This window comes from Pseudocolwellia sp. G5-9 (genome assembly GCF_055808995.1).
Genome location: NZ_CM147893.1, coordinates 4,499,404 through 4,522,595 on the forward strand (window position 1 = coordinate 4,499,404; position 23,192 = coordinate 4,522,595).

A 23,192-nucleotide genomic window follows, 5' to 3' on the forward strand; every position below is an offset into this window, starting at 1 on the left:
TCCGTTACTGCTCAAGATACGTATTTTAGTTCCCACTGAAACCTGCATATTGAATGATAACGGGTATACATACTGATTATATTTTTAAAGAGAGCTACTTGGTACACTTGTTGGGCTAATGTGCTCAATAGGGTAGCAACCTAACACTTTAATAAAGTTAGTGTGCTGAGTTATTTCAGCAATAGCTTCTTGTAAGGCTAAGTTCTTTAAATTAGCTTCTACGTCTAAATAGAACATCTCTTCCCAAGGTCTACCTTGAATAGGGCGAGATTCTAATTTACACATGTTAATGCCTTTTTCTTTTAATACGATTAAGCATTCTACTAAGGCACCTGGTTTTTGGCTGGTGGCCAAAACAATAGCTGTTTTAGCTGGAATTTGTTCAGCAACATCTACAGGTTTACGCGCAACAAGAATAAACCTACTGTGGTTCTCTGCTTGATTAGCAATAGACTTTTCTAACGCATGTAGTTTGTATAGCTGACCACCTTCTTCACTACCAATAACTGCAACTGTTTTGTCTTGTAATTCATATGCTTTAGCCATCGCTTCTGCTGTACTTTCGCAATACTCAATACGGATGTTCTTTTGTTTATCTAAAAAGTTACTGCACTGAGCAAAAGGCTGGCCGTGTGCGTAAATTGTTTTGATATCGCTAAGCTTGGTGTTTACAGCAGTAAGTAAACAATGCTCTATAGGTTGAGTTATTTCACCTACAATCGACAGGTTAGTATGCTGTAACACATCGTATACTTGGTTAATACTACCTGAACTTGTGTTTTCAATCGGTAACATGCCGTAGTCTACTTGGCCTGATTCAACTCGTTGCATTATTTCAGCAAAGCTTTGGCAACCTGATTCAATGATTTTTTCAGCTCGTCGAGAAAAATATCGATGGCTAGCTAAATAACTGTAAGAACCTTTGTCACCTAAAAAAGCAACACTTACTGTCGGAACCTGAATATTTGGATTAGCAAGTGTTTGTAAATAGGCTTGCTGATTTAATACGGAGTCCTCAATTATCGTATGAAAAACACTCGTAACATAGTGGGCATCTAAACCTAATTTTTTACCTTCAGTTATTAGCCTAATCAGTAGTGCTTGTTCACGTTGTTGATCGCGTACTGGTCTTATTTGGTGTGCTTTGCTTTTAGCTACATTCAATGTAAGAGAACGTCTTTGAGCAAAAAGTTCTAGTAACTGTTGGTCAAGCTTAGTAATTTTTTCACGAATTTTGTCAAGATCTAGATCTTCGTTCACCGCATTTTTCCTATAAAATCAAATGAGAAATCATTAACATCAATATTTTTATTTTACATATAAAAAAACCTCCAACTAGGAGGTTATTATTGTTTTTTTACAAAACAAAAATCCCCTCATCTTCAATTAAAGAAAGGAAAAAGTATAAATCGTAAAAAATAAAAAGATTGAATAAGGTTCATCGTCATATCGTAGCCATGTAAGGTAATTTATTCAACCGTTTATTTAGATGAATTTAACAAGATCTATAATTTGTGTTTATTAGGGAATACATAACCAAATAATATACACAGGGCAAAATAAACTAATTGCCCAAACAAACGAGCGTAATGTGCTGAAATTAAGTAAATATAATAGGTTATATACCACTCTAGCAATAAGGTAAGTGATTGCTATTTGTTGAATAAGATCGCCTGTATGATTAGTTGCTACGGCAATTAATATTGCAGGACAAAATATAATTAATGACTCAAATGCATTTTGATGAGCAGCTAAGGCTCTGGCACCTAATCCTGTCAAGTTTTCTTGTTGGCTTCTTGGATGTTGGTTATCGTACTTTCCTAATTGATGCATTGCTATAACTACAGGGATTTTAGCCACAAAAGGCAATAATACCGCAATAAATAAAACCCAAATAAGTAAAGTCATTCTAACTCCTTGATTTATAAATGTTCGATATATAACTTTACACTAAAATTTTGTATATGCTTAATTGAATATTTATTATTCTCCTACTGGTTATATTCATTATAAAAACTTAATCAATTAATCTTTCATGAATTCTTAAATATAGGCGTTTGTATTAGTCGCTTTATTTGTTAAGATAATGTGAAGAGTTGGTTATCGTTTAGGTTATTTAGCATTGATTTATAATGATTGGTGTTAAGCAGTATAAGTTTGTATTTGTTACTCATTAACTAAGTTTGATGAGTATTAGTAATATAAATCTAATTCACAAGTATGTGTAATTGAAGAAGTTAACACTTCATAATTCAATAGCTACCACTTTACATGACTATTTATCATGGTTGATATATAGATAGGTTTGTAAGTCAACGGCAGTAAAGCTAGATTGACTCAATTAATGGTACATAAAATGTCACAAGAAAGCGCTCGTTACATACAAGTAGGTGAATGGGTCTTTGAAGTTAAAACGGTTAGAGCATTACGTGTAGATGAATATGGTAAACCTTATTCAGCTATTGCCAATTGTAATTTAAATGGCGACACAATGTATGTAGACGGTTTATTAACTAAAGACGAACAAGAGTTCAGTAAAGAAGATTTTTTAACTTTTCATAAATTTTGTAAAAAAATGGGGTTAGAAGGTTTTTCATATCATAGATACCATAATGGTGAGTCGGTAACGAAAGACGTAAAAGTTGAAACGTTAGACAACAAGTCTACTTCTGTAGATGTACCAATGAGATTAGTGACTTAATCAAAGTTATTTATTCCTGCTAAATCAGCATGTTAAGTTGATGCTGGCGACTTACTTTTTTGGGTGCTTTAATGGATGATTTTGCTGTAATAATTTTGGCTGCAGGAAAGTCTTCAAGATTAGGTCACCCAAAACAGTTAGTTGAAATAAACGGTGAAAGTTTACTCGTTAGGCAATGCAAAATATCCTTATCTATAACAAAACATGTATATTGTGTTTTAGGATACGAGACTAACTTATTTAAACCGTTGTTAGTGCCGTTACCGGTAAAACTTGTTACTAATCCTCATTGGCAACAAGGTATGTCTTCTTCTATCAGTTCTGCAATAAAGTGTTTACCTGAAACAATTGAACGTGTGATGATTGTTTTAGTTGATCAATGGCAAATTAATAAATCATTACTTATTCCACTTATTGATACGTCATTAGATAATCAATGTAATATAGTAACTTCATCTTGCTCTCGTAATAACAAATTACCGCTTAACAAAAACATACAACCTCATACTCAATTAGATAATCGAATTGGTCCTCCCACTATTTTTCCGAAAGCTTATTTTTCTCAATTATTGGCTTTAAAGGGAGATAAAGGTGCAAAAGCATTAATGATGAAAGAGATAGAGCAAGTCATACACGTTGATTTACCCGAAGCTTTTATTGATTTAGATACGGCCAACGATTTATCAAAACTGAGATATGTTTACCCTGAATAATTCTACTATCTTTAGTTTTGTTTCTTTAATAAATCAGCAAAACTGCTAAAATAGCATTTTTATTCGTGACCCCAATTAGGACAAATAGTTTATGGCGTCGTTACAAGATCAATTGTTAAAAGCAGGCTTAACTACTAAACAAAAAGCACGTCAAGCTAATAGCGATCAGCGCAAAAAAAATAAGCAAAAAAGAAGTGGTGTTAAACACGACCTGAGCTTGCAAGAAAAAGTAAAACAAGATTTAGCAAAAAGCAAAGAAGAGAAAGCGAAAAAAGATGCTGAGCTTAATGCTGAGAAAAACAAGCAACTTGCTCAAAAAGAAACACACTTAAGAATTCTTCAAATATTACAGCATCATAAATTGACAAGAATTGATGGTGAAACCGAATACAACTATACCTTTAACAGTAAAGTTAAAAAGTTATTGGTTGATGCTATTACCCATAGAGCGCTTGTTAATGGACGTTTAGCCATTTGTGGCTTAGACGAAAAAACCTACGTTGTTACCTCAGAAACAGCAGAGAAAATAGCGACATTAGATAGTTCTATTATTTTGGTTCAAAACGATAAAGTTGAAACTAATGATGTAGTAGAAGATGATCCATACGCTGAATTCCAAATTCCAGACGACTTAATGTGGTAATGATATAACCTCATACCTTGAATGCTATGAGGAATTATTATTGAATGTAATTTACTTTATGTTCGGTCCTTTAGTTGAACTAACCTTAACTACGCTAACTTTAACTACGTTAAAATTAATTATATAAAAAGAGTCAATATGTTTATTATCAGATGGATTTTAGGTCGCATTATTTTAGGTTTGAATTTTATTTTTTCACCTAGTTCGCCTAAACGAGATGCAAATGCACAAAATGAAATTAATGCCCAAACACAACATTTAAGTTTATATCAATTACCTGCTTGTCCGTTTTGTGTCAAAGTACGCAGAGCAATAAAACGTCAAGGTTTACAAATTGATATTTGTAATATTAAAGATGAAACATACCTTAACGAACTAGTAAACGAAGGTGGAAAAAGAACGGTTCCTTGTTTAAAAATAGCTAAACCGGGTGAAGCTGTTACTTGGTTGTATGAATCGAAAGACATTATTAATTACTTAGGAAAAATTGCTTAATTCTTCAGTAAGTTTTAACTCTCAATTCTATTTACTGTATTAAGTATGAAATGAATCATGCTTAATACGGTCTTATCATTTAACAACCTATTAATTTTAGAATCTAGTTCCCTTTAAGAGAGTGAGTACCGCATGCTTATTAAAACTCCGGCTAAATCAGCTTTAACAGAAAATAGTGTTACAGACGAGAATGTTTATACTGATAGACGAAGTTTGTTAAAAAAAATGGGCTTTTTAGGAGCCGGTACTTTGTTAGCAAGTTCAGCTAATGCTAAAGGTTTTGATCTGTTTTCTTCTGATGAAGAAGCGGAAGTATTTAAAACAAAAGCGATAAAGTATTCACCCGCTAAAAATGCCATGAAAGGTGAAGTGCTTACGCCAGAAACTAAAGTGATTAGCCATAACAATTTTTATGAATTTGGTACTAAAAAATCAGATCCTATAAACAACGCTCAAGCGTTTAAAGTAAATCCTTGGACGCTAAAAATATCAGGTGAAGTGAATAAACCGTTTACTTTAGATTACGATGATCTATTTAATAAGTATGCCATTGAAGAACGTATTTACCGTTTACGTTGTGTTGAAACATGGTCTATGGTTATACCTTGGTTAGGTTTTTCATTATCTAAAATAATTAAACAAGCCGATCCAACCTCAAAAGCAAAGTATGTAGCCTTTGAAACCTTACATGATCCTGAGCAAATGCCAGGACAAAGAAGCCGAAGAGTTGGTGGTGGTATCGATTATCCTTATGTTGAGGGTTTACGTATTGACGAAGCAATGAATCCTCTTACATTAATGAGCGTAGGTTTATATGGAAAAACATTACCTGCTCAAAATGGCGCACCTATAAGATTAGTTGTGCCTTGGAAATATGGTTTCAAAAGTATTAAATCGATTGTAGGTATTAAATTAGTAGAAAAAATGCCACCTACAACATGGAATATATTAGCACCTAGCGAGTATGGCTTTTACGCGAATGTAAACCCTGCAGTTGATCATCCTCGCTGGAGCCAAGCAAGTGAACGTAAGATAACATCTGGAGGGCTATTTTCTCGAAATAGAATCGATACTTTACCTTTTAATGGCTACGGCGAAGAAGTTGCTGATATGTATGAAAATATGGATTTACGGAAATATTATTGATGCAGATTAAAAAATATTTTCCGCCTATTTGGTTGCTTAAAACCTTTGTACATGTTTTTTCATTATTACCTTTAATCAACTTATATTGGCTGGCGTTTATAGATGAGTTAGGCGCAGATCCTGTAAAAGAAGTTATTCACTTTACTGGAATTGGAGCACTTAACTTATTTTTATTGTCGTTAACAATCTCTCCATTAGCTAAATTTTTAAAACAAGGGAAACTGATTAACTTGCGTAGAGTGATTGGTTTATATGCCTTTTTTTATGCGGTATTACACGTATTAAACTTTTTATTTTTTGAAGTACAATTCGATTTTAGTTTATTTATTGATGAGATATTTGATAGGCCTTATATCACTATAGGAATGGTAGCTTTATTAATTTTAAGTGCACTAGCTATAACTTCAATAAGCACTATACGCCGCAAAATGGGGAAGGGGTGGCAAAAACTACATAACTTAACTTATTTAGCTGGGATACTTATCGTGACTCATTTTTATTGGTCGGTTAAGTCTGAGCTAACCAGCCCGTTAATGTATATCGCCGTGCTTATTTTGTTACTTTATTTACGTCGCGACAAATTTCGTCGGTGGTTGTAGTGTTCTTTTTAAATGGGTAATACCAGCACATTAAAAACAAGATAAAAAACCGATATTATAATGTAATTGGTATAATATCGGTTTTTATTATTTGTTAACTAACTTTACCATTAAGGTAATTATAAGTTTTTAGCTTTCTAAGTAATCGGTTGTTTTTACCGAAAACTCTTTTAATAAATCATCAATTAAGCGATTTATTTCTCCAGCCATTAATGAGAAATCAGCATCTAACTTAGCAATAATATCGTCGCTATCAATATCATCGTTTTGCTCTTGTAGTACATCAAAAAACTTTAAGCGTTTAATGGCTAAATCATCACATAAAATAAACGAAATAGCGTCATCCCATTCAAGAGCAACTTTCACTACGTATTTGTCGGCATCTAAATGCGCTTTTATTTCATCGCTTGCTAGATCTTGATTTTTAACGCGCACTACAGCACCGTCATCACCAAGCGCATTAAATTCAGCTTCCATACCTAAATTAAAGTTGTCGCCAAGTTCAGTACCTGCTACCCAATCTGTCATTACTTCATCAGGTGCTTTTTCAGGTGATACTGAAGTAACAGGTAATGTGCCAAGCGCTTTACGTAATAAAGCAAGGAAATCTTCTGCTTTACCTCTTGAACCGGTGTTAATAACAATAATGTTATGTTCAGGGCTTACATAGGCATGTGTATCGGTTACACGTGAAAAAGCACGTGGTAACAATTCAAAAATAATGTCTTCTTTAAATTGTTCTTTTTCTTTTTTAGTTGCTGAACGCGAATGTTCTTGTTCATGCAACGCTATTTTAGCTTCTAGTTGATCTTTAATAACCGGAGCTGGAAGAATTTTTTCTTCTTTTCTAGCGCATAATAAAAAATTATTGTTTACGCCATGCACAATTGTACTACCGTGCTTACCTAATGCGTTTACCCAACCAAAATGAGATTGTTCTGTAGAAGCACAAGGCGTGAATAAGTGCTCAGAAAGTTGTTTTTCTATATCTTGTTCAGACCATTCAAAAGGGCGCGTGAAAGCAAAAAAATAAAGGTTCTTAAACCACATTGATAATAATCCTGCCCCATATTTATAGGGATGTTGAGTGAAGAAAGTGGGTAATAATAGCTTAATTGATTGGGTTATTCATTGAAAAGTCCTTTTAAGATTCACTTATTTGTCATTTTATTTTTTAACGACTATGGTTAAATTGAAAATTAGCGATAAAAAGAAGAAAAAACTAAGCACAATAAAGAAATAACAAAAATGATAAACGGCTTAAATATAAAACAGGTTTTTCTTTGTTTAGTCATAAAAAAGAAACTAAAAAGAAATATATTTTTAATGATAATGTAATAAAACTTTAAAGTTTTTGTCGCATTGTAATAAATTTGTCATAAATTAACGGCAAAATATGCACCATTAAATAATACACTTTCAAACAATTTAAGGCACAACATGAAACTTACACATAATATACTTGCCATTGCTGTTTTATCTTCGTTATCAATAACTACATATGCTGCAGACGTTACTATTTACGGGAAAGCTAACGTTACGGTTCAGTCTTCAGATGATGGCAAAGGCTCTTTTACTGAAGTGAAAAGCAATGCGTCACGTATTGGTGTTAAAGGTACTCATGAATTAGAAGAAGGGCTTGAAGTTGTTTACAAAGCTGAATTTCAAGTAGACCTTGACGGTGATAGTGCTAAAGGAGATAGCATTACCGATCGTAATCAATACATAGGATTACGCGGTGCCTTTGGTGAAGTGTTATTAGGTAAAAACGATACGGTTTTAAAACAGTCGCAAGGCAAGGTTGACCTTTTTAGTGATTTAAATGGTGATATTAAAACTTTATGGAAAGGTGAAAACCGTATGGCTGACACGGTTACATATAAATCACCTAAATTTTCTGATGTTCAAGTAGGTGTTACTTATATCGCTGAAGACAGTGTTGAAGCTGACAATGCTTACTCTTTATCAGTATCATATGGTGATTCTAAGCTTAAAAAATCTAAACTTTTTGCCTCTGTTGCAATGGATTCGGAAGTTAATGGATATGACGTAGTTAGAGCAACTGTGCAAAGTAAAGTTTCAGGTATTACTTTAGGTGCAATGCTTCAAACACAAGAAAGAATTGATGGTACTGCTGAAATGGATGGTTTAATGGTATCGGCTAAGTATTCTGTAAATAAATTAACGTATAAAGGGCAAGTACAAACTGCTAATTTTAAAGACGGTGATGATCTATCAGGCATTACTCTAGGTGTTGACTATGCTTTAGCTAAAAGTACTAAGCTGTTTGCTTTTTACACCAATTTTGATTTAGACAGCCAAGTGGATAAAGAATATTTAGCGGTAGGTATTGAATATAACTTTTAGTTATTGGTATAGCCTGATAAAAGCCGCATTCAATGCGGCTTTTTTATGATTAAAAGATAGTGAACTAAAGTTGTTCTTGATATTATTCACTTAATCTCTCGCTTTGTCATAAAAGTGTCACTTAAATTTAGCACAATGAACATATATACCAGTTGTTATTCCAGATGAAAAATCTGTAATAAGCATCTTGAATGGTAACGGGTATGAATATTGTTACTTCTTTTACGTTTTTAATTAAGAGGTAAATTTAACATGGTTATATTGACCGCTTTTTGAAACATAGCAGGAATTTTATGAGCAGACGTATTTTAGTTGTCGAAGACGAAACGCCGATCAGAGATATGATTACATTTGTTTTAGAGCAAAACGGATTTAATGTAGTTGAAGCTGAAGACTTTGAACAAGCCACAAAAAAAGTTGTTGAGCCTTATCCTGATCTTATTTTATTAGATTGGATGTTGCCAGGTGGCACAGGGGTTAAACTAGCAAAATCACTTAAGCAAAACGAATACACACGTAATATCCCTATTATTATGTTAACTGCTAGGGGTGACGAAGAAGATAAAGTTAAAGGCTTTGAAGCCGGGGTCGATGACTATGTAACTAAACCTTTTTCGCCTAAAGAGCTTATTGCTCGTATAAAAGCGGTTATCAGAAGAGTATCTCCCACGTCTTTAGAAGAAGAGATTGAGTTTCATGGTATGAAATTAGATCCTGTTTCTCATCGTGTTTCTATTCATGATAGCAATTTAGACTTAGGTCCAACCGAATTTCGTTTATTACATTTTTTTATGACACATACCGAACGCGTTTATAGTCGTGAACAGTTACTCGATAATGTTTGGGGAACTAACGTGTATGTTGAAGATAGAACAGTAGATGTTCATATCAGGCGATTACGTAAAGCAATCACCGGACAAGGTCATGAAAATTTTATTCAAACAGTTCGTGGTTCTGGCTATCGTTTTTCTGGAAAATTATCGTCTTAAACTATGCATTTTAAATTAATTATTCGTACTTTATTTTTACGACTAGGTACTTGGCTTTCATTAAGTGTTTTACTCGGATATTTACTAGGTAGTGTTTGGGCCGCTTTAGCATTATGTAGTCTTACTGTTATTGCTTGGCACTACCGTCATTTGTACGAATTTATTAATTGGATATGGCAGAGTAAGGCCATTTCGCCTCCGCAAGCGGATGGTGTTTGGGGTGATATTTATAATGGATTATATCGACAAATAAAAAGACATCGTCAAAAACAAAAAAAATTGAATGATAAACTTCGTCAGTTTAGAGACGGAGCCGAGGCATTACCTGATGCCGCTTTAGTGTTATCTAAAGACTTTATTATTCAATGGGGCAATAAAAAAGCACAAAAATTATTAGGTGTACGCACTTCTGGCGATGTTGGCCAGCGTATCGATAATTTAATTCGCTTTCCTGAATTTTCAAAATACCTCGATGCGCATAATTGGGATACTCCTTGCCACATTGTTTCTCCCGTTAATCATGAAATTCATTTAGAACTTCGATTTATGGCTTATGGAACTGAACATTTACTTTTTATAGCGCGTGATGTGAGTAAAATTCGCCGCTTAGAAGAAATGCGCAGAGACTTTGTTGCTAATGTTTCGCATGAGCTAAAAACACCTTTAACGGTAGTTAGAGGCTATGTTGAAATGATCCAAATGGAAGAAGAAACTTTTAATCCTCATTGGAAAAAAACTTTCGCGACCATTGAATCACAAGTTTCACGTATGGACCGATTGGTTGAGCAACTGTTAGTTTTATCTCGAACAGAAATTAATGTTGATAACCATGATCAACATTTAGTTAACGTGCCTGAGTTAATAGAAGACTTAGTTGAAGATTCACAATGGTTAAATCAAGATAAAAAACACACTATAACTACCGAAATAGATAGCTCATTTGGCTTATTAGGATTTGATACAGAATTGAAAAGTGCATTTTCTAATTTATTGTCTAACGCTATAGGTTACACGGCACCCAATGGAAATATTCATATTACTTGGAAAAAATCGGGTAATAGAATGATGTACAGTGTGAAAGATGACGGGCCAGGCATTAGTAAACAACATATCAACCGACTAACCGAGCGTTTTTATCGTGTAGATAAATCAAGATCTCGTGATACTGGTGGTTCTGGTTTAGGGCTAGCTATTGTTAAGCATGTATTAAATCATCACCATGCAGAGTTAAGTATTAATAGTGAGTTAGATAAGGGAAGTGAATTTATCATTTATTTTGATGCTAAAAGTATGGTTTCGTTAACTAACTAAATTTTTAGCCAACATATTAATCAATATATTGGTGGTTCTAATACTTCGTAATAGGGGCCATCAACACGCTCTAATAGATTTATGTGATAATTATTCATCCCTGTAATCCTTTCTTATTTCAACTATATTTCCTTTTTATTTCTAATTTGTTTCTTTTTTATTTCAATTGTCATTTAACTGTCACATAAGCGCCCTATAATTTTTACATTGCGTTTATATACTACACCGCAATCAATTATATATAACAACATTCGTCGGAGAGTGACATGGGTTTTAAACGTGCTTTAAGCATTTTAAGTTTTACAAGCTTAGTAAGTTTTTCAACTTTAGCAGTTGATAATACATTACCAGAATACAAAAAAGTAAGTGGTGTTTCAGGCAACCTATCATCAGTAGGTTCAGATACTTTAGCCAATATGATGACTTTTTGGGCTGAAGAATTTAAACGTACTTACCCAAATGTAAATGTTCAAATACAAGCTGCGGGTTCTTCTACAGCTCCACCAGCATTAACTGAAGCTACTTCAAACTTAGGGCCAATGAGTCGTAAGATGAAGTCTAGAGAAATAGAAGCATTTGAAAAACGGTATGGTTACAAGCCAACAGCTGTTCGTGTAGCTATTGATGCGTTAGCGGTATTTGTTCATAAAGACAATCCAATTAAAGGTCTACGTATTGACCAAGTTGATGCTATTTTTTCTAACAACAGAAAATGTGGTGCAGATAAAAATGTTGATCGTTGGGGTGACTTAGGCTTAACGGGTGACTGGTCTGGTAAAGATGTTCAACTATACGGTCGTAACTCGGTATCTGGAACATACGGTTACTTTAAAAAGAAAGCCCTTTGTAAAGGTGATTTCAAAAACACAGTAAATGAGCAACCGGGTTCAGCATCTGTAGTACAGTCAGTATCGGCATCTTTAAACGGTATTGGTTACTCAGGTATTGGTTATAAAACTTCTGGTGTACGTGCATTACCTCTTTCTAAAAAAGGTGATAATTTCGTAGAAGCAAATATGGAAAATGCGGTTTCTAAAAAGTATCCATTATCACGCTTTCTATATGTTTACGTGAACAAACATCCTAATAAGCCTTTAGCACCTATGGAAGCTGAATTCTTGAAAATGGTTTTATCTAAATCAGGTCAAACTATTGTAGAAAAAGATGGTTATATTCCATTACCTAGAAGCGTTGTAGATAAAGAGTTTAAAAAGTTAGGTTTAACTCACTAGTTAACTTAATCATTTTTAAATTGAAAAGCCTGACAGTGTCAGGCTTTTTTGTTTTCTACATTATGATAAGTAAATATGAGAAGTAAATTAAGACTTGATTAAAAGCTCAATACCTAAGGGTTTGAGTAGATCAATCTCATAAAATAATTCGTTATCTACAATAGGGTGATCAATCAACCAATCATTATCAAGTGATAGCGTTAATATATCGTCATCTGCTTCAACAACTAAGGTATAGGTATCGTTAATGTGGCGTTGCTGAGTCAGTAAAATACTTAAGCGGATGATCACACATATTTTTTCTAGTTTTTTAGGTTCAAGTAAATACCACTGAAAATGATTAATAGGTGTTATTTTTTTTCGTTGATTACCCACTAACCATGCTAATGCTTGTTGTTGTTCCTGATTGAATCCCGGCAAATCAGCATAAGAAAGAATATATGCGCCGTGTTTATGGTAGCCAGAAGGATTTATGTCGAGTCCAATTTCATGCAGTTGTATTGCTGCTTTTAAAAGCTCTTTATAGGTGCTTTTATTCATTTTCCAACTGGGTTGTACTTGGTTGAATATTGCAACAGCTTGTTCGTTTACTGTATTGGTGTAGTTTTCATCAATACTAAATCTTTCCATTAAACTTGTAATAGTACGGCTGCGTATATTGTTTGTTTCGTTGGCTGTATTGTCGAGTTGTTCAAACAAAACACCTTCTCTAAGTGCATATTGGCAATGGCTAAACTCTTTAATTTGTAATGTTTCCATTAGCGCTATAGTAATAGCTACGCCTGCACAAATTACGGGTACTCTATTTTCTTTTAAGCCACTAATGTTGATGTTTTTTATGTGCTCACATTGAATTAAGTCTTTTTTAAAGTCGTGTAATTTTTTCAGCGTAACGGGTTTATCAATATGCTCTCCATGGTTAACAACTTTATAAATAGATTTTAGTGTGCCTGAAGTACCTATAACTTCTTGCCAAGGCGATTTTTTAAAACGTTTTACAATAGAGTCTATTTCGCGTTTTGCCCCTTTAATGGCTTTTTTAAACGCTATTTCAGAAATTGAACCCTCAGCAAAAAACTGTTGAGTAAAGCTAACACAACCCATAGTTAAACTGGCTAAGGCGTGAATATGGTTGCCTGTGCCTATTATACATTCTGTACTTCCACCACCAATATCGATCACTAAACGGGTGTTTTTAGAGTGAGTTAAATTATTCACGGCTTGATAAATGAGGCGAGCTTCTTCATGCCCCGAAATAATTTCTATATCGAAAGGGAATACTTTGGCTGCTTCTTTTAAAAATTCTTCCGTGTTTTTAGCTTCACGTAAGGTAAAAGTTGCAACGGCTCGAAAGTTTTCTTTGGTTAAATGTTCTGTAGTGGCAGCAAGGTTCGCTAAAATATTTACACCTCGCGAAATAGCTTCTGAAGATAATGTTTTATCTTCAGAAAGGCCATCTGCGAGTTTAGCTTGGTATTTTTCGGTGTGCAGTATTTGTATATGATTATTAATACTGCGAGCAAGAACAAAGTGAAAGCTATTCGAACCAATATCTAATGCTGCTAAGTAGTTGTCAGCACCATTGTTTAAAGCAGGTTCAGAGTTATTCATAGAGTTTACGTTAGTTTCAAATTTTCTATCATCATAGTATCTTTATTTTCTTCTGCAACTAAATAATCATAAATCGCCATTTGTGATCTAACTTTGGTTTTACTATTGTTTGTTACATATTTATTACTGTTTGTTTTATCTATGACACGAGCTTTAACATTATCTTTAAAGTGTAAATCAATGGTATGAATAATACGTTGTTTTAATGATTCATCGTAAATAGGGCAGCCAACCTCAACACGGTGATCTATATTACGTTCCATCCAGTCGCCTGAGGTTATAAAGACTAATTTATCTCCTTGGTTATGAAAAATCATAACGCGTGGGTGTTCTAGGTACGAATCAACAATAGAAATGACTTTAATATTGCTACTTAAGTCTTTTATGCCGGGTACTAGTGAACACATGCCTCTGATCACTAGCCTTATTTTTACGCCAGCTTCACTGGCTGCGTAAAGTTTATTAATTAAACTTTCATCAACAAGGTTATTAAGTTTTAGGGTGATTTCAGCCTTTTTATTACTTTTAGCTGCTTGTATTTCGTTTTCAATAAATTGATTTAGGCGTCTTCTTGATGTTAATGGCGATACAATTAAGTGATTAAATCGAAAGCGTTTATAACTGTGAGAAATAAACGAAAATACATTATCTACTTCTTGGCAAATTTCTTTATGTTTAGTAAATAAAGCAAAATCTGTGTATACCCTAGCGTTACTTTCGTGAAAATTACCTGTGCCAATATGGGCATATTTAACTAATTTGTCATTTTCATTACGTATAATAATGCAAAGCTTTGAATGTATTTTTAGGGTTTCAATACCAAATTCTACGTTTATTCCAGCGTCTTTCATTAATTTAGCCCATTCAATATTGGCTTCTTCATCAAAACGCGCTTTTAGTTCTACCACAACCGTAACTCTTTTACCGTTTTTAACCGCTTCAATAAGTGATTGAATAATTCTTGAGTTTTTAGCTACACGATAAATATTAATTTTAATTTCTTTAACCAAAGGATCGTAAGAGGCTTGGCGAACAAATTCAGTGAAGTGTCTAAACCTATGATAAGGGTAGTAAAGTAATATGTCGTTTTGTGTTATAGCTTCAAATACCGAAGGGTATTGAGCAAATCGTTGAGCATCTAATGCTTTAAGTTTTTCTTTAACTAAGTATTTATCACCTAAGTTTGGAAATTTGATAAAGTCTTTAAAGTGGCGATAACGAACACCAGGAACAAGATTGTCTAATTCTCTTATTTTTAACGATTTACGAAGAAAAAGTAGCATGTATTGCGGCATTTTTTCATCGTGTACAAGTCGAACTAAGTCAGCTTTTAAACGTTGCTTAATACCTTTGGACATTTGATCGAGTAGGCTTTCGTCTAATTCATCCGTTAGGTTATATTCAGCATCTCGCGTCAATTTCATTGAGTAAGCATCGATTGAGTCGTAGTCAAATACACCATGAAAAAGCTTATCGATAAAAAACAGTACCACATCGTCTAATAGTACTATTTGGCTTTCTTGATTGGGTGATGAGGTTGGTAAAATAATAAAGCGTTCAATATCGTAACGAGGGATTTCTACCAAACAAAATTGATTATTTTCATCTTTATTAAGTGAAACAAGAAAGTAAATGGCATCGTCATCAATACATGAAGATAACTGTGTTTTGTTATTAATAATAATAGGCGTTATATGACGAATAATTCGGTTGTCAAAATATTCAGCTAGCCATTCTTTTTGAACAGAAGAGAGTTTATTTTTAAAGGTTCTATTGGTTGGATCATTAAAAATAATGTTGATACGTTTCTTTTTTATTTCATCAAAAATAGTATCGGCTACAAATTTAAAGCGGCGAGTTAATTCATTCACCTTTTCTATAATATTAGTATGTAAGGTAGTCCATTCATTGGTTGAATTTTCTTGTGCTGATTCTAAAATTGCACTGCGGCGAATATTGGCAACACGTACTCTAAAAAACTCATCTAAGTTAGCAGAATATATACCTAAAAATCTTATTCTATCAACGATAGGAACGGTTTCGTCAGCGGCTTCTTGTAATACTCTTTCGTTAAAAGATAACCAACTTAATTCTTTGTCAAAATATGTCGTCATACTGCTCGTCTTTATCGTAATATCAAACAGACTAATTTGTTGTTAACAGAACAACAAATTAGTCTGATTTGCATAATTCGTCAATAATAAAAGGTTAGTATATGGACTTCTTGTTACTGATTTATTACGATTTTTATGACGGTACAGTTGTTACCCATCAATTAACGAGATACATCAACAATCAGGTCGTCAGCTAAGCATTCAATGGCATCAATTAATTCATCTATTTGTTGGTCATCTACAGCAACAGTTACTTTTGCTTTAAATAATTCTTGACCACTATGAGCGGCAATTTCTGTTTTACTAACGACTTTAAGTAAGTTGCCACCTTGCTTATGAATAACCGAAGAAACTTCTTGTATAATGCCTTCACGATCGTTTGCAGTTAGTTCAAGAATAATACTAGGCTGTTTTACATTTTGTGCGTTGTCAGCAATTTTTATAATACTTTCTAAACCGTCAATTTCTTTGAGTGCGTCAACTAACTGGGCACTTTTATCTACTGCTACTGCAATTTCAATTGAACCAGAAAAAAAGCCTGACATATGGTGCAAACTACTACTTTTCCAGTTGCCGTTATGTTGGCGAACAACGTTCGATATGGCGTCTACTAATCCTGGGCGGTCTAAACTAATAAAAGAAATAATGATGTTTTGCATGTTGTTTCCTTCTGCTTCAAGGCGTTTATAAGTATGGAGGTTTTTATTATTATTCGTGTGAATAGCTAAGTTGTGAAAGCTCTTTGTTGAGTTGTTCGCTATCACCAAGATTCAATTCTATAAGTCTACGTAATATAGAAATACTGTCGAGATCAATAGAGTTACAATGTAACCTTATTTCCGAGTCGTGTTCGTGCACAATAGTGACATTCATTGATACTTTCGAATCTTCACCATCGAGTGAAAAATGCAATATGCCTGTTTGATCAGCTAAATCGGGTTTGTCTACGCTGCATTTTATTAATGCACCTGACATTGAAATGTCGTGAAGGCTCACAGGGTAGTCTATGTTGTTTACTGTCAACCTAGCATCAATTGAAAATAATACCCGTGTAAAAATTCGTCTATTTTCCATAACTGCACTCAATTTAAGTTATTTATCACTTTAGCATAGTTGGTTTGAACTAACTTTGAAACAAAAATGGAAACTTAAATGGGAAATAACAAAGCACATCACGCGTGATATGTGCTTTGTTTTATATGGATATTAACCTATTTTTTTGTATTTAATTCTATGAGGTTCTAACGCAGCAGAGCCAAGCGTTTTCTTCAACCATTCGTCGTATTCAGTAAAGTTACCTTCGAAGAAATTAACTTGGCCTTCATCACGGTAATCAAGAATATGCGTAGCAATTCTATCTAAGAACCAACGGTCATGCGAAATAACCATAACACAACCTGGAAACTCTAAAATAGCTTCTTCTAAAGCACGTAAAGTTTCAACATCTAAATCGTTGGTTGGTTCATCAAGTAGTAATAAGTTACCACCCACTTTAACCAGTTTAGCTAAATGTACACGGTTACGTTCACCGCCTGATAAGTCTTTAATAAACTTTTGTTGGTCGTTACCTTTAAAGTTAAATCTACTACAGTAAGCTCTTGCTGGAATTTGGTAAGTGCCTATTTCTATAATATCGGTACCTTCAGAGATTTCTTGGAAAACTGTATTGTTTTCGCCCATGTTGTCTCTGAATTGATCAACACTAGCAAGTTTAACGGTTTCGCCTAGCTCTGCTGTACCACTGTTGGCTTCTTCTGCGCCAGACAGAATTTTAAATAATGTTGACTTACCTGCGCCGTTAGCACCGATAATACCCACAATAGCCCCTTTAGGAACACTAAAGCTTAAATCATCAATCAATACTCTGTCGCCAAACGACTTAGTTAAGTTTTTAACATCTAATACTTTATCGCCTAGGCGTGGCCCCGGTGGTATATAAAGCTCGTTAGTTTCATTACGTTTTTGAGATTCTTGACTATTAAGTTTTTCAAACTCAGCCATACGCGCCTTACTTTTAGTTTGGCGCGCTTTAGGATTTGAACGTACCCATTCAAGCTCTTGTTTAATGGTTTTTTGTAGCGCGCTTTCCGCTTTACTTTCTTGCTCTAAACGTGCGTCTTTTTGTTCTAACCAAGAAGAGTAGTTTCCTTCCCATGGGATACCGTAGCCTCTATCTAGTTCTAAAATCCAACCAGCAACGTTATCTAAGAAATATCTATCATGGGTGATTGCTACAACGGTACCAGAGTAGTCGTGTAAGAAGCGTTCTAACCATGCAACCGATTCAGCATCTAAATGGTTGGTTGGTTCATCAAGTAGCAACATGTCAGGTTTTTGTAATAATAAATGGCATAAAGCAACACGACGACGCTCACCACCACTTAATACCGCTATTTTTTGATCCCACTCGGGTAAACGTAAAGCATCAGCTGCGCGTTCTAAAACGTTATCAATGTTATGACCGTCTTGACTGTTAATAATATCTTCAAGTTGACCTTGCTCTTTTGCTAGAGCATCAAAGTCAGCACCTTCTTCAGCATATTCGTTATACACTTGATCTAAACGCGCGATTGCATTTTTTACTTCAGAAACGGCTTCTTCAACAACTTCTCGAACGGTTTTGCTTTCATCTAATTGCGGTTCTTGCGGTAAGTAACCAATATTAGTGCCAGCTAAAGCTTTTGCTTCACCTTCAAATTCAGTATCTACACCAGCCATAATACGGAGTAGGGTTGATTTACCTGAACCGTTTAAACCTAGAACACCAATTTTAGCGCCAGGGAAAAACGATAAAGAAATATCTTTTAAAATAGTACGCTTAGGAGGAACCACTTTTGATACGCGGTTCATCGACATGATAAATTTATCTGGTAATGGTTGAGCCATAGAAAAACCTTTTGCTTAGAGATGAAATTATATGGCCTATATTTTAGGTTATTCGAGGGAGATTAAGCAAATATGATTGTAGTAATTTTGTGAATGAAATTAAGGAGAAGATTCGCTGTATTTTGACAACAGCTTTGTTACTGAAATAAAGCAAGTGTTGTGAAAAATTAACGTCATTAAACAGATTTTAATTGGTGTAAAATACAACAATCTTCAACGTGATGATTTTTACAAGAAGAAGCTAAGGTAGCAAGTGATTGTTCTAGCAAGGCGAGCTCTCTTTGGCTTTGTTGAATACGGGCTAATTGATCCGCAATAATTTTATCTACGCTAGCACATGATGCTTTAGGATCTTGTTGTACATCTATTAGGAGTTTTATATCGCTAATAGCAATATTTAACTCTCTGCACCGTCTAATAAATATGAGTGTTTCAACATTTTTCTGTTGGTACTGCCTATAACCATTGTCTTTTCGCTTTGGAGCTGCCAATAAACCTATTTGTTCATAATAGCGAATGGTTTTGGCGGGTACTTGTGCCTTATCTGCTAATTCACTTATTTTCATCTTGACCTTCCAGTAGCTGTAACCTTTAAACTTTGCATATCATATAATACCTTGTAAGAAATACCACTTATGTTTAACTCTGCTTCACCCGCAATACTTGTTTTTACTTTAAGCTTACTACCGCTGAGTTATGCCAGCGGAATTGAAATGGAAGATGAGCACCACGAACAAGATGAACACGAACATGCCGATAAAGTAGAAAAAATTATTGTACAAGCAACACGTTCTGGCCGAATTGCAGATGAGCAACCTATTCGCGTAGAGCTTATTAATCGAGAAGAAATTGAAGAAAAAGCCGCTATGCGCCCGGGTAATATTTCAATGTTAGTTGCTGAAACTGGTGGCGTACGTATGCAAACAACTTCACCTGCTTTGGGTAGCGCCAATATTCGATTACAGGGTTTGTATGGTCGTTATACACAATTGCTGGCAGACGGTTTACCTCTTTATGGTAATCAAGCTTCTTCTATTGGTTTAATGCAAATACCACCTACCGATTTAGGTCGTGTTGAAATTATTAAAGGTTCAGCTTCATCGTTATATGGTGGCTCAGCATTGGGTGGAGTCATTAACCTTGTATCCAGAAAACCAAGCGACGAACTAAAAGGTGAAATGCTTCTCAATGCAACCACGCGTAACGGACAAGATCTTACGTCGTACATTGAAGCGCCATTGACTGATTCTTTTAAAGGTTCGTTAACCGCAGGCGCTCACTACCAAAAAGCGCAAGACATTGATCATGATGGCTGGGTTGATTTAGCCGATTATGAAAGATATACCGCTCGACCTCGACTTTTTTGGGAAGGCGATGCTGGTGAAACCCTTTATGCAACAGTAGGAGTTATGACTGAGCAACGTGTAGGCGGAAATTCAGTCGGTGGAACCGTTGCTGATGGTAGCTTCTATCAACAATTACAGGAATCACAACGTATAGATAGTGGTTTAGTTTTTAATATGCCTGTTTTAGACTCTCTTACTTTGAACACCCGAGCATCAGCTATGGTGCAAGATCATACTCATGGCTACGGTGAAATTACTGAAGATGATCAACACGAAAGCTATCTACTTGAAACCAGCCTTGCAGGATATAGCGATAAAAGTGACTGGGTTGTTGGTGTAGCTTATCAATCTGAGATTTACGCTTCTGATACTTTTCCTGAGTTTGATTATTCTTATGAAGTCCCTGGGATATTCGCTCAATTAGATTATGAACTGAGTGAAAAACTCACTACGTCTTACAGCGCTCGTGTAGATGAACACAGTGAGTACGGCACGCAGTTTAGCCCCAGAATATCGCTGTTATATCGCCCTTCAGATTTAACCATAAGAGGTTCTTTTGGGCGTGGTTATTTTGCTACAACACCCTTTGTTGAAGAAATTGAAGCTGTTGGTTTATCAAGGCTTGAAAAAATAAAAAACTTACAAGAAGAGCAAGCTGAAACTGCTTCTCTTGATTTTACCTATACTTTTGAAAATATTGAAACCAGCTTGACCTTATTTGGTTCAAACGTAGATAACGTGGCTAAACTAGAAGCTTTTTCATCGAATAACGATAATGTTTTAGACGGTATAAGATTGTTAAATACCGAAGGTGAAAGCAAAATTCGCGGTTCAGAAGTTTTGCTACGTTACCACTGGGAAGACATCAAATTGACTGCGAGCTACTTATACTTAGATGCGACAGAGTTATCTCCAAATGGACAAGGTAGAAGACAAATTGCATTAACACCACAACATTCCGCTGGTTTTGTTGCAATGTGGGAGCAACATGGAAACTTTAGAGCGGGATTCGAAGCTTATTATACAGGGCCGCAACGGTTAAATGATAATCCTTATATTGATGAGTCGGATCCATATTGGCACTTAGGTTTAATGGGAGAAATGACCTTTGGCCGCTTAAGTTGGTTTATTAATTTAGAAAACTTATTAGATGTAAAGCAAACAGATGAGCATCCATTATTATTACCCTCTAGAGCACCTACAGGGCAATGGACAACAGATATATGGTCTCGTAATGACGGATTTATTGCAAATGCTGGTGTTAGAATTAAATTTGGCGACTAACTATGATCATTAAATATTGAAGGCTGTATAGCCTATAAATTTATCGTTTAAACTTAAAGCTACTATACCCGTCATAGTAGCTTTTTTTATTTTAGGTGGAATGCCTTTTATCAATTTAAGCGCCGTTTAAACAATAACAAAGTGTCTGCTTAACATGTTAACAATGCACGCTGATGGTGCGTTTTATTGGTGCATTCGTATTTGTTTGCTAGCAACTTAATATTATATTTTATTTGTTTTTATCTAGAATAAAAATACCTATCCCTTTATTTACAAGGTCTGTATGAAGGTCTTCGTAGTGGTGTAAATTTTTTATTTCGCTATTTTTATAGTGGCATATATAGTGCTATCTCATAGTCGGTATCAATTTTAAATACGACTATAGGTTCAATATGTATCGCAATCAAAACACTTCTGTTTTTGAAAAACCCTCTTTAGTGATTATCGGCAATGGAATGGCGACGGGCAGGTTATTAGACGAAATATTGGAGCGAACGCCGGGGCAGTATCAAATTACGGTTATAGGAAAAGAACCTTACGGAAGTTATAACCGCATTATGTTGTCGTCTGTACTGGCAGGTGAAACAACGATTGATGGCATTATTCAAAAAACACCTCAATGGTATAAAGATAATCAAATTAAATTTATCAGCGGTACTCATGTTTCTCATATAGACAGTGAAAATAAAAAACTGGTCTTACAAAACAGTCAAAACCATGAAAGCCTTGAAGATCAAAAAATTATTTCATACGACGAACTTGTGCTTGCGGTTGGTTCTCGTTCTGCAAAAATTTCTGCTAAAAATCAAAACGTAAAAGGTTTGTTTAACTTTAGAGATATTAAAGACACCGAGCAAATTCAGTCTTTTGCTAATCAAGCCTCTGCGCTGAAAGGCGAAGAGGGTAAAGATAAAAAAGCCTTGGTTATTGGTGGTGGATTATTAGGTTTAGAAGCGGCTTATGGTTTAGCGATAAGTGGTGTAAAAGTTACCTTAATACATCGTAATAAATGGTTGCTAAATCGTCAGTTAGACCAAGTGTCTGGCACTATGCTGAAAAACATTATGGCTGCTAAAAATATTAATTTTATTTTAGGGCACGAAGTTGCGCAATTTACCAGTAAAACCAACAAAGAAGGTGAAAACGTTTTATCGGGTGCAGAATTAACGAATGGTGAAACGATTACTGCTGAAATGGCGGTTATTGCAACAGGGATCACGCCAAATAAAGAATTAGCGGTTAGTGCAAATATTATTGCGGAACGTGCCATTGTTGTTAACGACTTTATGCAAACAAGCAATAGATATATTAGCGCGTTAGGTGAATGTTGCCAGCATAAAAACTCAACATTTGGATTGGTTGATCCTATTTGGAGCCAATGTAAATCGCTTGCTGAACGATTGTGTCTTGGCCGTTTATCTGCCTTTAAAAATGCTCCAGTGCCAACAAAATTAAAAGTGTCTGGTGTACAGCTGTTTTCTGCTGGTGTTGTTGAATCATCTGATACCACACAAACATTTGTTCTTACCGACCAAAAGTCATCTATATACCGAAAAATCATTATTGAAAACGACATTATTGTTGGTGTTGTTTTATTTGGCGATGTGAGTTCTGGAATGGTGTATTTCGAGATGATGCAAAATAAACAAAAAATATTGCATGCAATGCCTGAGTTATTAATAGGTCATGAATTTATGGTCATTGAAGCTGAAAATAAAGATGAGCGTAGTGAAGCTGCGTAATAAGACAATAGAT

At 34.7% G+C, this 23,192-nt stretch carries 21 protein-coding genes; 12 read left to right on the forward strand and 9 right to left on the reverse strand.

Translation table 11 applies throughout. The annotated features are described in order from the left end of the window. Window positions 1-84: 84 nt before the first annotated feature. Both pheA and AC0L5Q_RS19625 read right to left on the reverse strand, forming a co-directional pair. Window positions 85-1,260, reverse strand: coding sequence for a prephenate dehydratase (gene pheA / locus AC0L5Q_RS19620; protein ID WP_473613230.1), 1,176 nt, complete (start codon window positions 1,258-1,260; stop codon window positions 85-87). A gap of 261 nt (window positions 1,261-1,521) precedes the next feature. Continuing rightward, a complete protein-coding gene (locus tag AC0L5Q_RS19625) occupies window positions 1,522-1,908 on the reverse strand; it encodes an MAPEG family protein (RefSeq protein WP_473613231.1) in 387 nt (128 codons plus the stop codon). Between the two features lie 448 nt (window positions 1,909-2,356). Here AC0L5Q_RS19625 and AC0L5Q_RS19630 point away from each other — a divergent pair, with 448 nt between their 5' ends. From AC0L5Q_RS19630 to msrQ, 6 genes are all read left to right on the forward strand, one after another. Beyond that, window positions 2,357-2,701: a hypothetical protein gene (locus AC0L5Q_RS19630; protein WP_473613232.1), complete on the forward strand. Its 345-nt coding sequence runs from the start codon at window positions 2,357-2,359 to the stop codon at window positions 2,699-2,701. A 71-nt stretch (window positions 2,702-2,772) separates the two neighbouring features. After that, entirely contained in the window at window positions 2,773-3,414 is a 642-nt protein-coding gene (locus AC0L5Q_RS19635; RefSeq protein WP_473613233.1) for a nucleotidyltransferase family protein, read from the forward strand. A 91-nt stretch (window positions 3,415-3,505) separates the two neighbouring features. Then, window positions 3,506-4,057, forward strand: a complete 552-nt coding sequence (locus AC0L5Q_RS19640) for a DUF2058 domain-containing protein (RefSeq protein ID WP_473613234.1) — start codon at window positions 3,506-3,508, stop codon at window positions 4,055-4,057. Window positions 4,058-4,195: 138 nt separating this feature from the next. Then, window positions 4,196-4,552: a glutaredoxin family protein gene (locus AC0L5Q_RS19645; RefSeq protein ID WP_473613235.1), complete on the forward strand. Its 357-nt coding sequence runs from the start codon at window positions 4,196-4,198 to the stop codon at window positions 4,550-4,552. Window positions 4,553-4,684: 132 nt separating this feature from the next. Further along, entirely contained in the window at window positions 4,685-5,698 is a 1,014-nt protein-coding gene (msrP, locus tag AC0L5Q_RS19650; protein ID WP_473613236.1) for a protein-methionine-sulfoxide reductase catalytic subunit MsrP, read from the forward strand. After that, on the forward strand, window positions 5,698-6,297 hold the full coding sequence (msrQ, locus tag AC0L5Q_RS19655) for a protein-methionine-sulfoxide reductase heme-binding subunit MsrQ (RefSeq protein ID WP_473613237.1): 600 nt from the start codon (window positions 5,698-5,700) through the stop codon (window positions 6,295-6,297). The genes msrP and msrQ overlap by 1 nt, the downstream gene beginning before the upstream one ends. Before the next feature lie 129 nt (window positions 6,298-6,426). On the opposite strand, the gene rdgC is transcribed toward msrQ, so the two are convergent. Then, window positions 6,427-7,347 carry a recombination-associated protein RdgC gene (gene rdgC, locus AC0L5Q_RS19660; RefSeq protein WP_473613238.1) on the reverse strand — a complete coding sequence of 307 codons (921 nt, stop codon included), beginning with the start codon at window positions 7,345-7,347 and terminating at the stop codon, window positions 6,427-6,429. Window positions 7,348-7,737: 390 nt separating this feature from the next. On the opposite strand from rdgC, the gene AC0L5Q_RS19665 reads away from it, so the two are divergent. The 4 genes from AC0L5Q_RS19665 to AC0L5Q_RS19680 all read left to right on the forward strand — a co-directional run bounded on the left by AC0L5Q_RS19665 (window position 7,738) and on the right by AC0L5Q_RS19680 (window position 12,196). Continuing rightward, window positions 7,738-8,664 (forward strand): porin, encoded by a 927-nt coding sequence (locus AC0L5Q_RS19665; RefSeq protein ID WP_473613239.1) that lies wholly within the window; start codon window positions 7,738-7,740, stop codon window positions 8,662-8,664. A 293-nt stretch (window positions 8,665-8,957) separates the two neighbouring features. Then, the gene (phoB, locus tag AC0L5Q_RS19670) at window positions 8,958-9,653 is read left to right on the forward strand and encodes a phosphate regulon transcriptional regulator PhoB (RefSeq protein ID WP_076418640.1); all 696 of its coding nucleotides are present in this window, start codon (window positions 8,958-8,960) and stop codon (window positions 9,651-9,653) included. A gap of 3 nt (window positions 9,654-9,656) precedes the next feature. After that, on the forward strand, window positions 9,657-10,964 hold the full coding sequence (gene phoR, locus AC0L5Q_RS19675) for a phosphate regulon sensor histidine kinase PhoR (RefSeq protein WP_473613240.1): 1,308 nt from the start codon (window positions 9,657-9,659) through the stop codon (window positions 10,962-10,964). 266 nt (window positions 10,965-11,230) lie between these two features. Then, window positions 11,231-12,196 (forward strand): PstS family phosphate ABC transporter substrate-binding protein, encoded by a 966-nt coding sequence (locus tag AC0L5Q_RS19680; RefSeq protein WP_473613241.1) that lies wholly within the window; start codon window positions 11,231-11,233, stop codon window positions 12,194-12,196. 87 nt (window positions 12,197-12,283) lie between these two features. Here AC0L5Q_RS19680 and AC0L5Q_RS19685 read toward each other — a convergent pair whose 3' ends face one another. The 6 genes from AC0L5Q_RS19685 to AC0L5Q_RS19710 all read right to left on the reverse strand — a co-directional run bounded on the left by AC0L5Q_RS19685 (window position 12,284) and on the right by AC0L5Q_RS19710 (window position 19,373). After that, complete coding sequence (locus tag AC0L5Q_RS19685) at window positions 12,284-13,807, reverse strand: Ppx/GppA phosphatase family protein (protein WP_473613242.1); 1,524 nt, start codon at window positions 13,805-13,807, stop codon at window positions 12,284-12,286. Between the two features lie 5 nt (window positions 13,808-13,812). Beyond that, complete coding sequence (ppk1, locus tag AC0L5Q_RS19690) at window positions 13,813-15,921, reverse strand: polyphosphate kinase 1 (protein WP_473613243.1); 2,109 nt, start codon at window positions 15,919-15,921, stop codon at window positions 13,813-13,815. 161 nt (window positions 15,922-16,082) lie between these two features. Beyond that, a complete protein-coding gene (locus AC0L5Q_RS19695; protein WP_473613244.1) occupies window positions 16,083-16,580 on the reverse strand; it encodes a glycine cleavage system transcriptional repressor in 498 nt (165 codons plus the stop codon). 49 nt (window positions 16,581-16,629) lie between these two features. Then, complete coding sequence (locus AC0L5Q_RS19700; protein ID WP_473613245.1) at window positions 16,630-16,995, reverse strand: PilZ domain-containing protein; 366 nt, start codon at window positions 16,993-16,995, stop codon at window positions 16,630-16,632. A 132-nt stretch (window positions 16,996-17,127) separates the two neighbouring features. Continuing rightward, entirely contained in the window at window positions 17,128-18,807 is a 1,680-nt protein-coding gene (gene ettA, locus AC0L5Q_RS19705; RefSeq protein WP_473613246.1) for an energy-dependent translational throttle protein EttA, read from the reverse strand. A 176-nt stretch (window positions 18,808-18,983) separates the two neighbouring features. After that, a complete protein-coding gene (locus tag AC0L5Q_RS19710; protein ID WP_473613247.1) occupies window positions 18,984-19,373 on the reverse strand; it encodes a MerR family transcriptional regulator in 390 nt (129 codons plus the stop codon). Window positions 19,374-19,442: 69 nt separating this feature from the next. Between AC0L5Q_RS19710 and AC0L5Q_RS19715 the strand changes: the two genes are divergently transcribed. After that, window positions 19,443-21,437: a TonB-dependent receptor plug domain-containing protein gene (locus AC0L5Q_RS19715; RefSeq protein WP_473613248.1), complete on the forward strand. Its 1,995-nt coding sequence runs from the start codon at window positions 19,443-19,445 to the stop codon at window positions 21,435-21,437. Window positions 21,438-21,829: 392 nt separating this feature from the next. Further along, on the forward strand, window positions 21,830-23,179 hold the full coding sequence (locus AC0L5Q_RS19720) for an NAD(P)/FAD-dependent oxidoreductase (protein ID WP_473613249.1): 1,350 nt from the start codon (window positions 21,830-21,832) through the stop codon (window positions 23,177-23,179). Window positions 23,180-23,192: the final 13 nt, after the last annotated feature.

Bases quoted from the DNA above. Each gene is read 5' to 3' on its own strand.
- AC0L5Q_RS19625 (WP_473613231.1), bottom strand. From the start codon at position 1,908: ATGACTTTACTTATTTGGGTTTTATTTATTGCGGTATTATTGCCTTTT.
- AC0L5Q_RS19630 (WP_473613232.1), top strand. From the start codon at position 2,357: ATGTCACAAGAAAGCGCTCGTTACATACAAGTAGGTGAATGGGTCTTT.
- AC0L5Q_RS19635 (WP_473613233.1), top strand. From the start codon at position 2,773: ATGGATGATTTTGCTGTAATAATTTTGGCTGCAGGAAAGTCTTCAAGA.
- AC0L5Q_RS19640 (WP_473613234.1), top strand. From the start codon at position 3,506: ATGGCGTCGTTACAAGATCAATTGTTAAAAGCAGGCTTAACTACTAAA.
- AC0L5Q_RS19645 (WP_473613235.1), top strand. From the start codon at position 4,196: ATGTTTATTATCAGATGGATTTTAGGTCGCATTATTTTAGGTTTGAAT.
- msrP (WP_473613236.1), top strand. From the start codon at position 4,685: ATGCTTATTAAAACTCCGGCTAAATCAGCTTTAACAGAAAATAGTGTT.
- msrQ (WP_473613237.1), top strand. From the start codon at position 5,698: ATGCAGATTAAAAAATATTTTCCGCCTATTTGGTTGCTTAAAACCTTT.
- rdgC (WP_473613238.1), bottom strand. From the start codon at position 7,347: ATGTGGTTTAAGAACCTTTATTTTTTTGCTTTCACGCGCCCTTTTGAA.
- AC0L5Q_RS19665 (WP_473613239.1), top strand. From the start codon at position 7,738: ATGAAACTTACACATAATATACTTGCCATTGCTGTTTTATCTTCGTTA.
- phoB (WP_076418640.1), top strand. From the start codon at position 8,958: ATGAGCAGACGTATTTTAGTTGTCGAAGACGAAACGCCGATCAGAGAT.
- phoR (WP_473613240.1), top strand. From the start codon at position 9,657: ATGCATTTTAAATTAATTATTCGTACTTTATTTTTACGACTAGGTACT.
- AC0L5Q_RS19680 (WP_473613241.1), top strand. From the start codon at position 11,231: ATGGGTTTTAAACGTGCTTTAAGCATTTTAAGTTTTACAAGCTTAGTA.
- AC0L5Q_RS19685 (WP_473613242.1), bottom strand. From the start codon at position 13,807: ATGAATAACTCTGAACCTGCTTTAAACAATGGTGCTGACAACTACTTA.
- ppk1 (WP_473613243.1), bottom strand. From the start codon at position 15,921: ATGACGACATATTTTGACAAAGAATTAAGTTGGTTATCTTTTAACGAA.
- AC0L5Q_RS19695 (WP_473613244.1), bottom strand. From the start codon at position 16,580: ATGCAAAACATCATTATTTCTTTTATTAGTTTAGACCGCCCAGGATTA.
- AC0L5Q_RS19700 (WP_473613245.1), bottom strand. From the start codon at position 16,995: ATGGAAAATAGACGAATTTTTACACGGGTATTATTTTCAATTGATGCT.
- ettA (WP_473613246.1), bottom strand. From the start codon at position 18,807: ATGGCTCAACCATTACCAGATAAATTTATCATGTCGATGAACCGCGTA.
- AC0L5Q_RS19710 (WP_473613247.1), bottom strand. From the start codon at position 19,373: ATGAAAATAAGTGAATTAGCAGATAAGGCACAAGTACCCGCCAAAACC.
- AC0L5Q_RS19715 (WP_473613248.1), top strand. From the start codon at position 19,443: ATGTTTAACTCTGCTTCACCCGCAATACTTGTTTTTACTTTAAGCTTA.
- AC0L5Q_RS19720 (WP_473613249.1), top strand. From the start codon at position 21,830: ATGTATCGCAATCAAAACACTTCTGTTTTTGAAAAACCCTCTTTAGTG.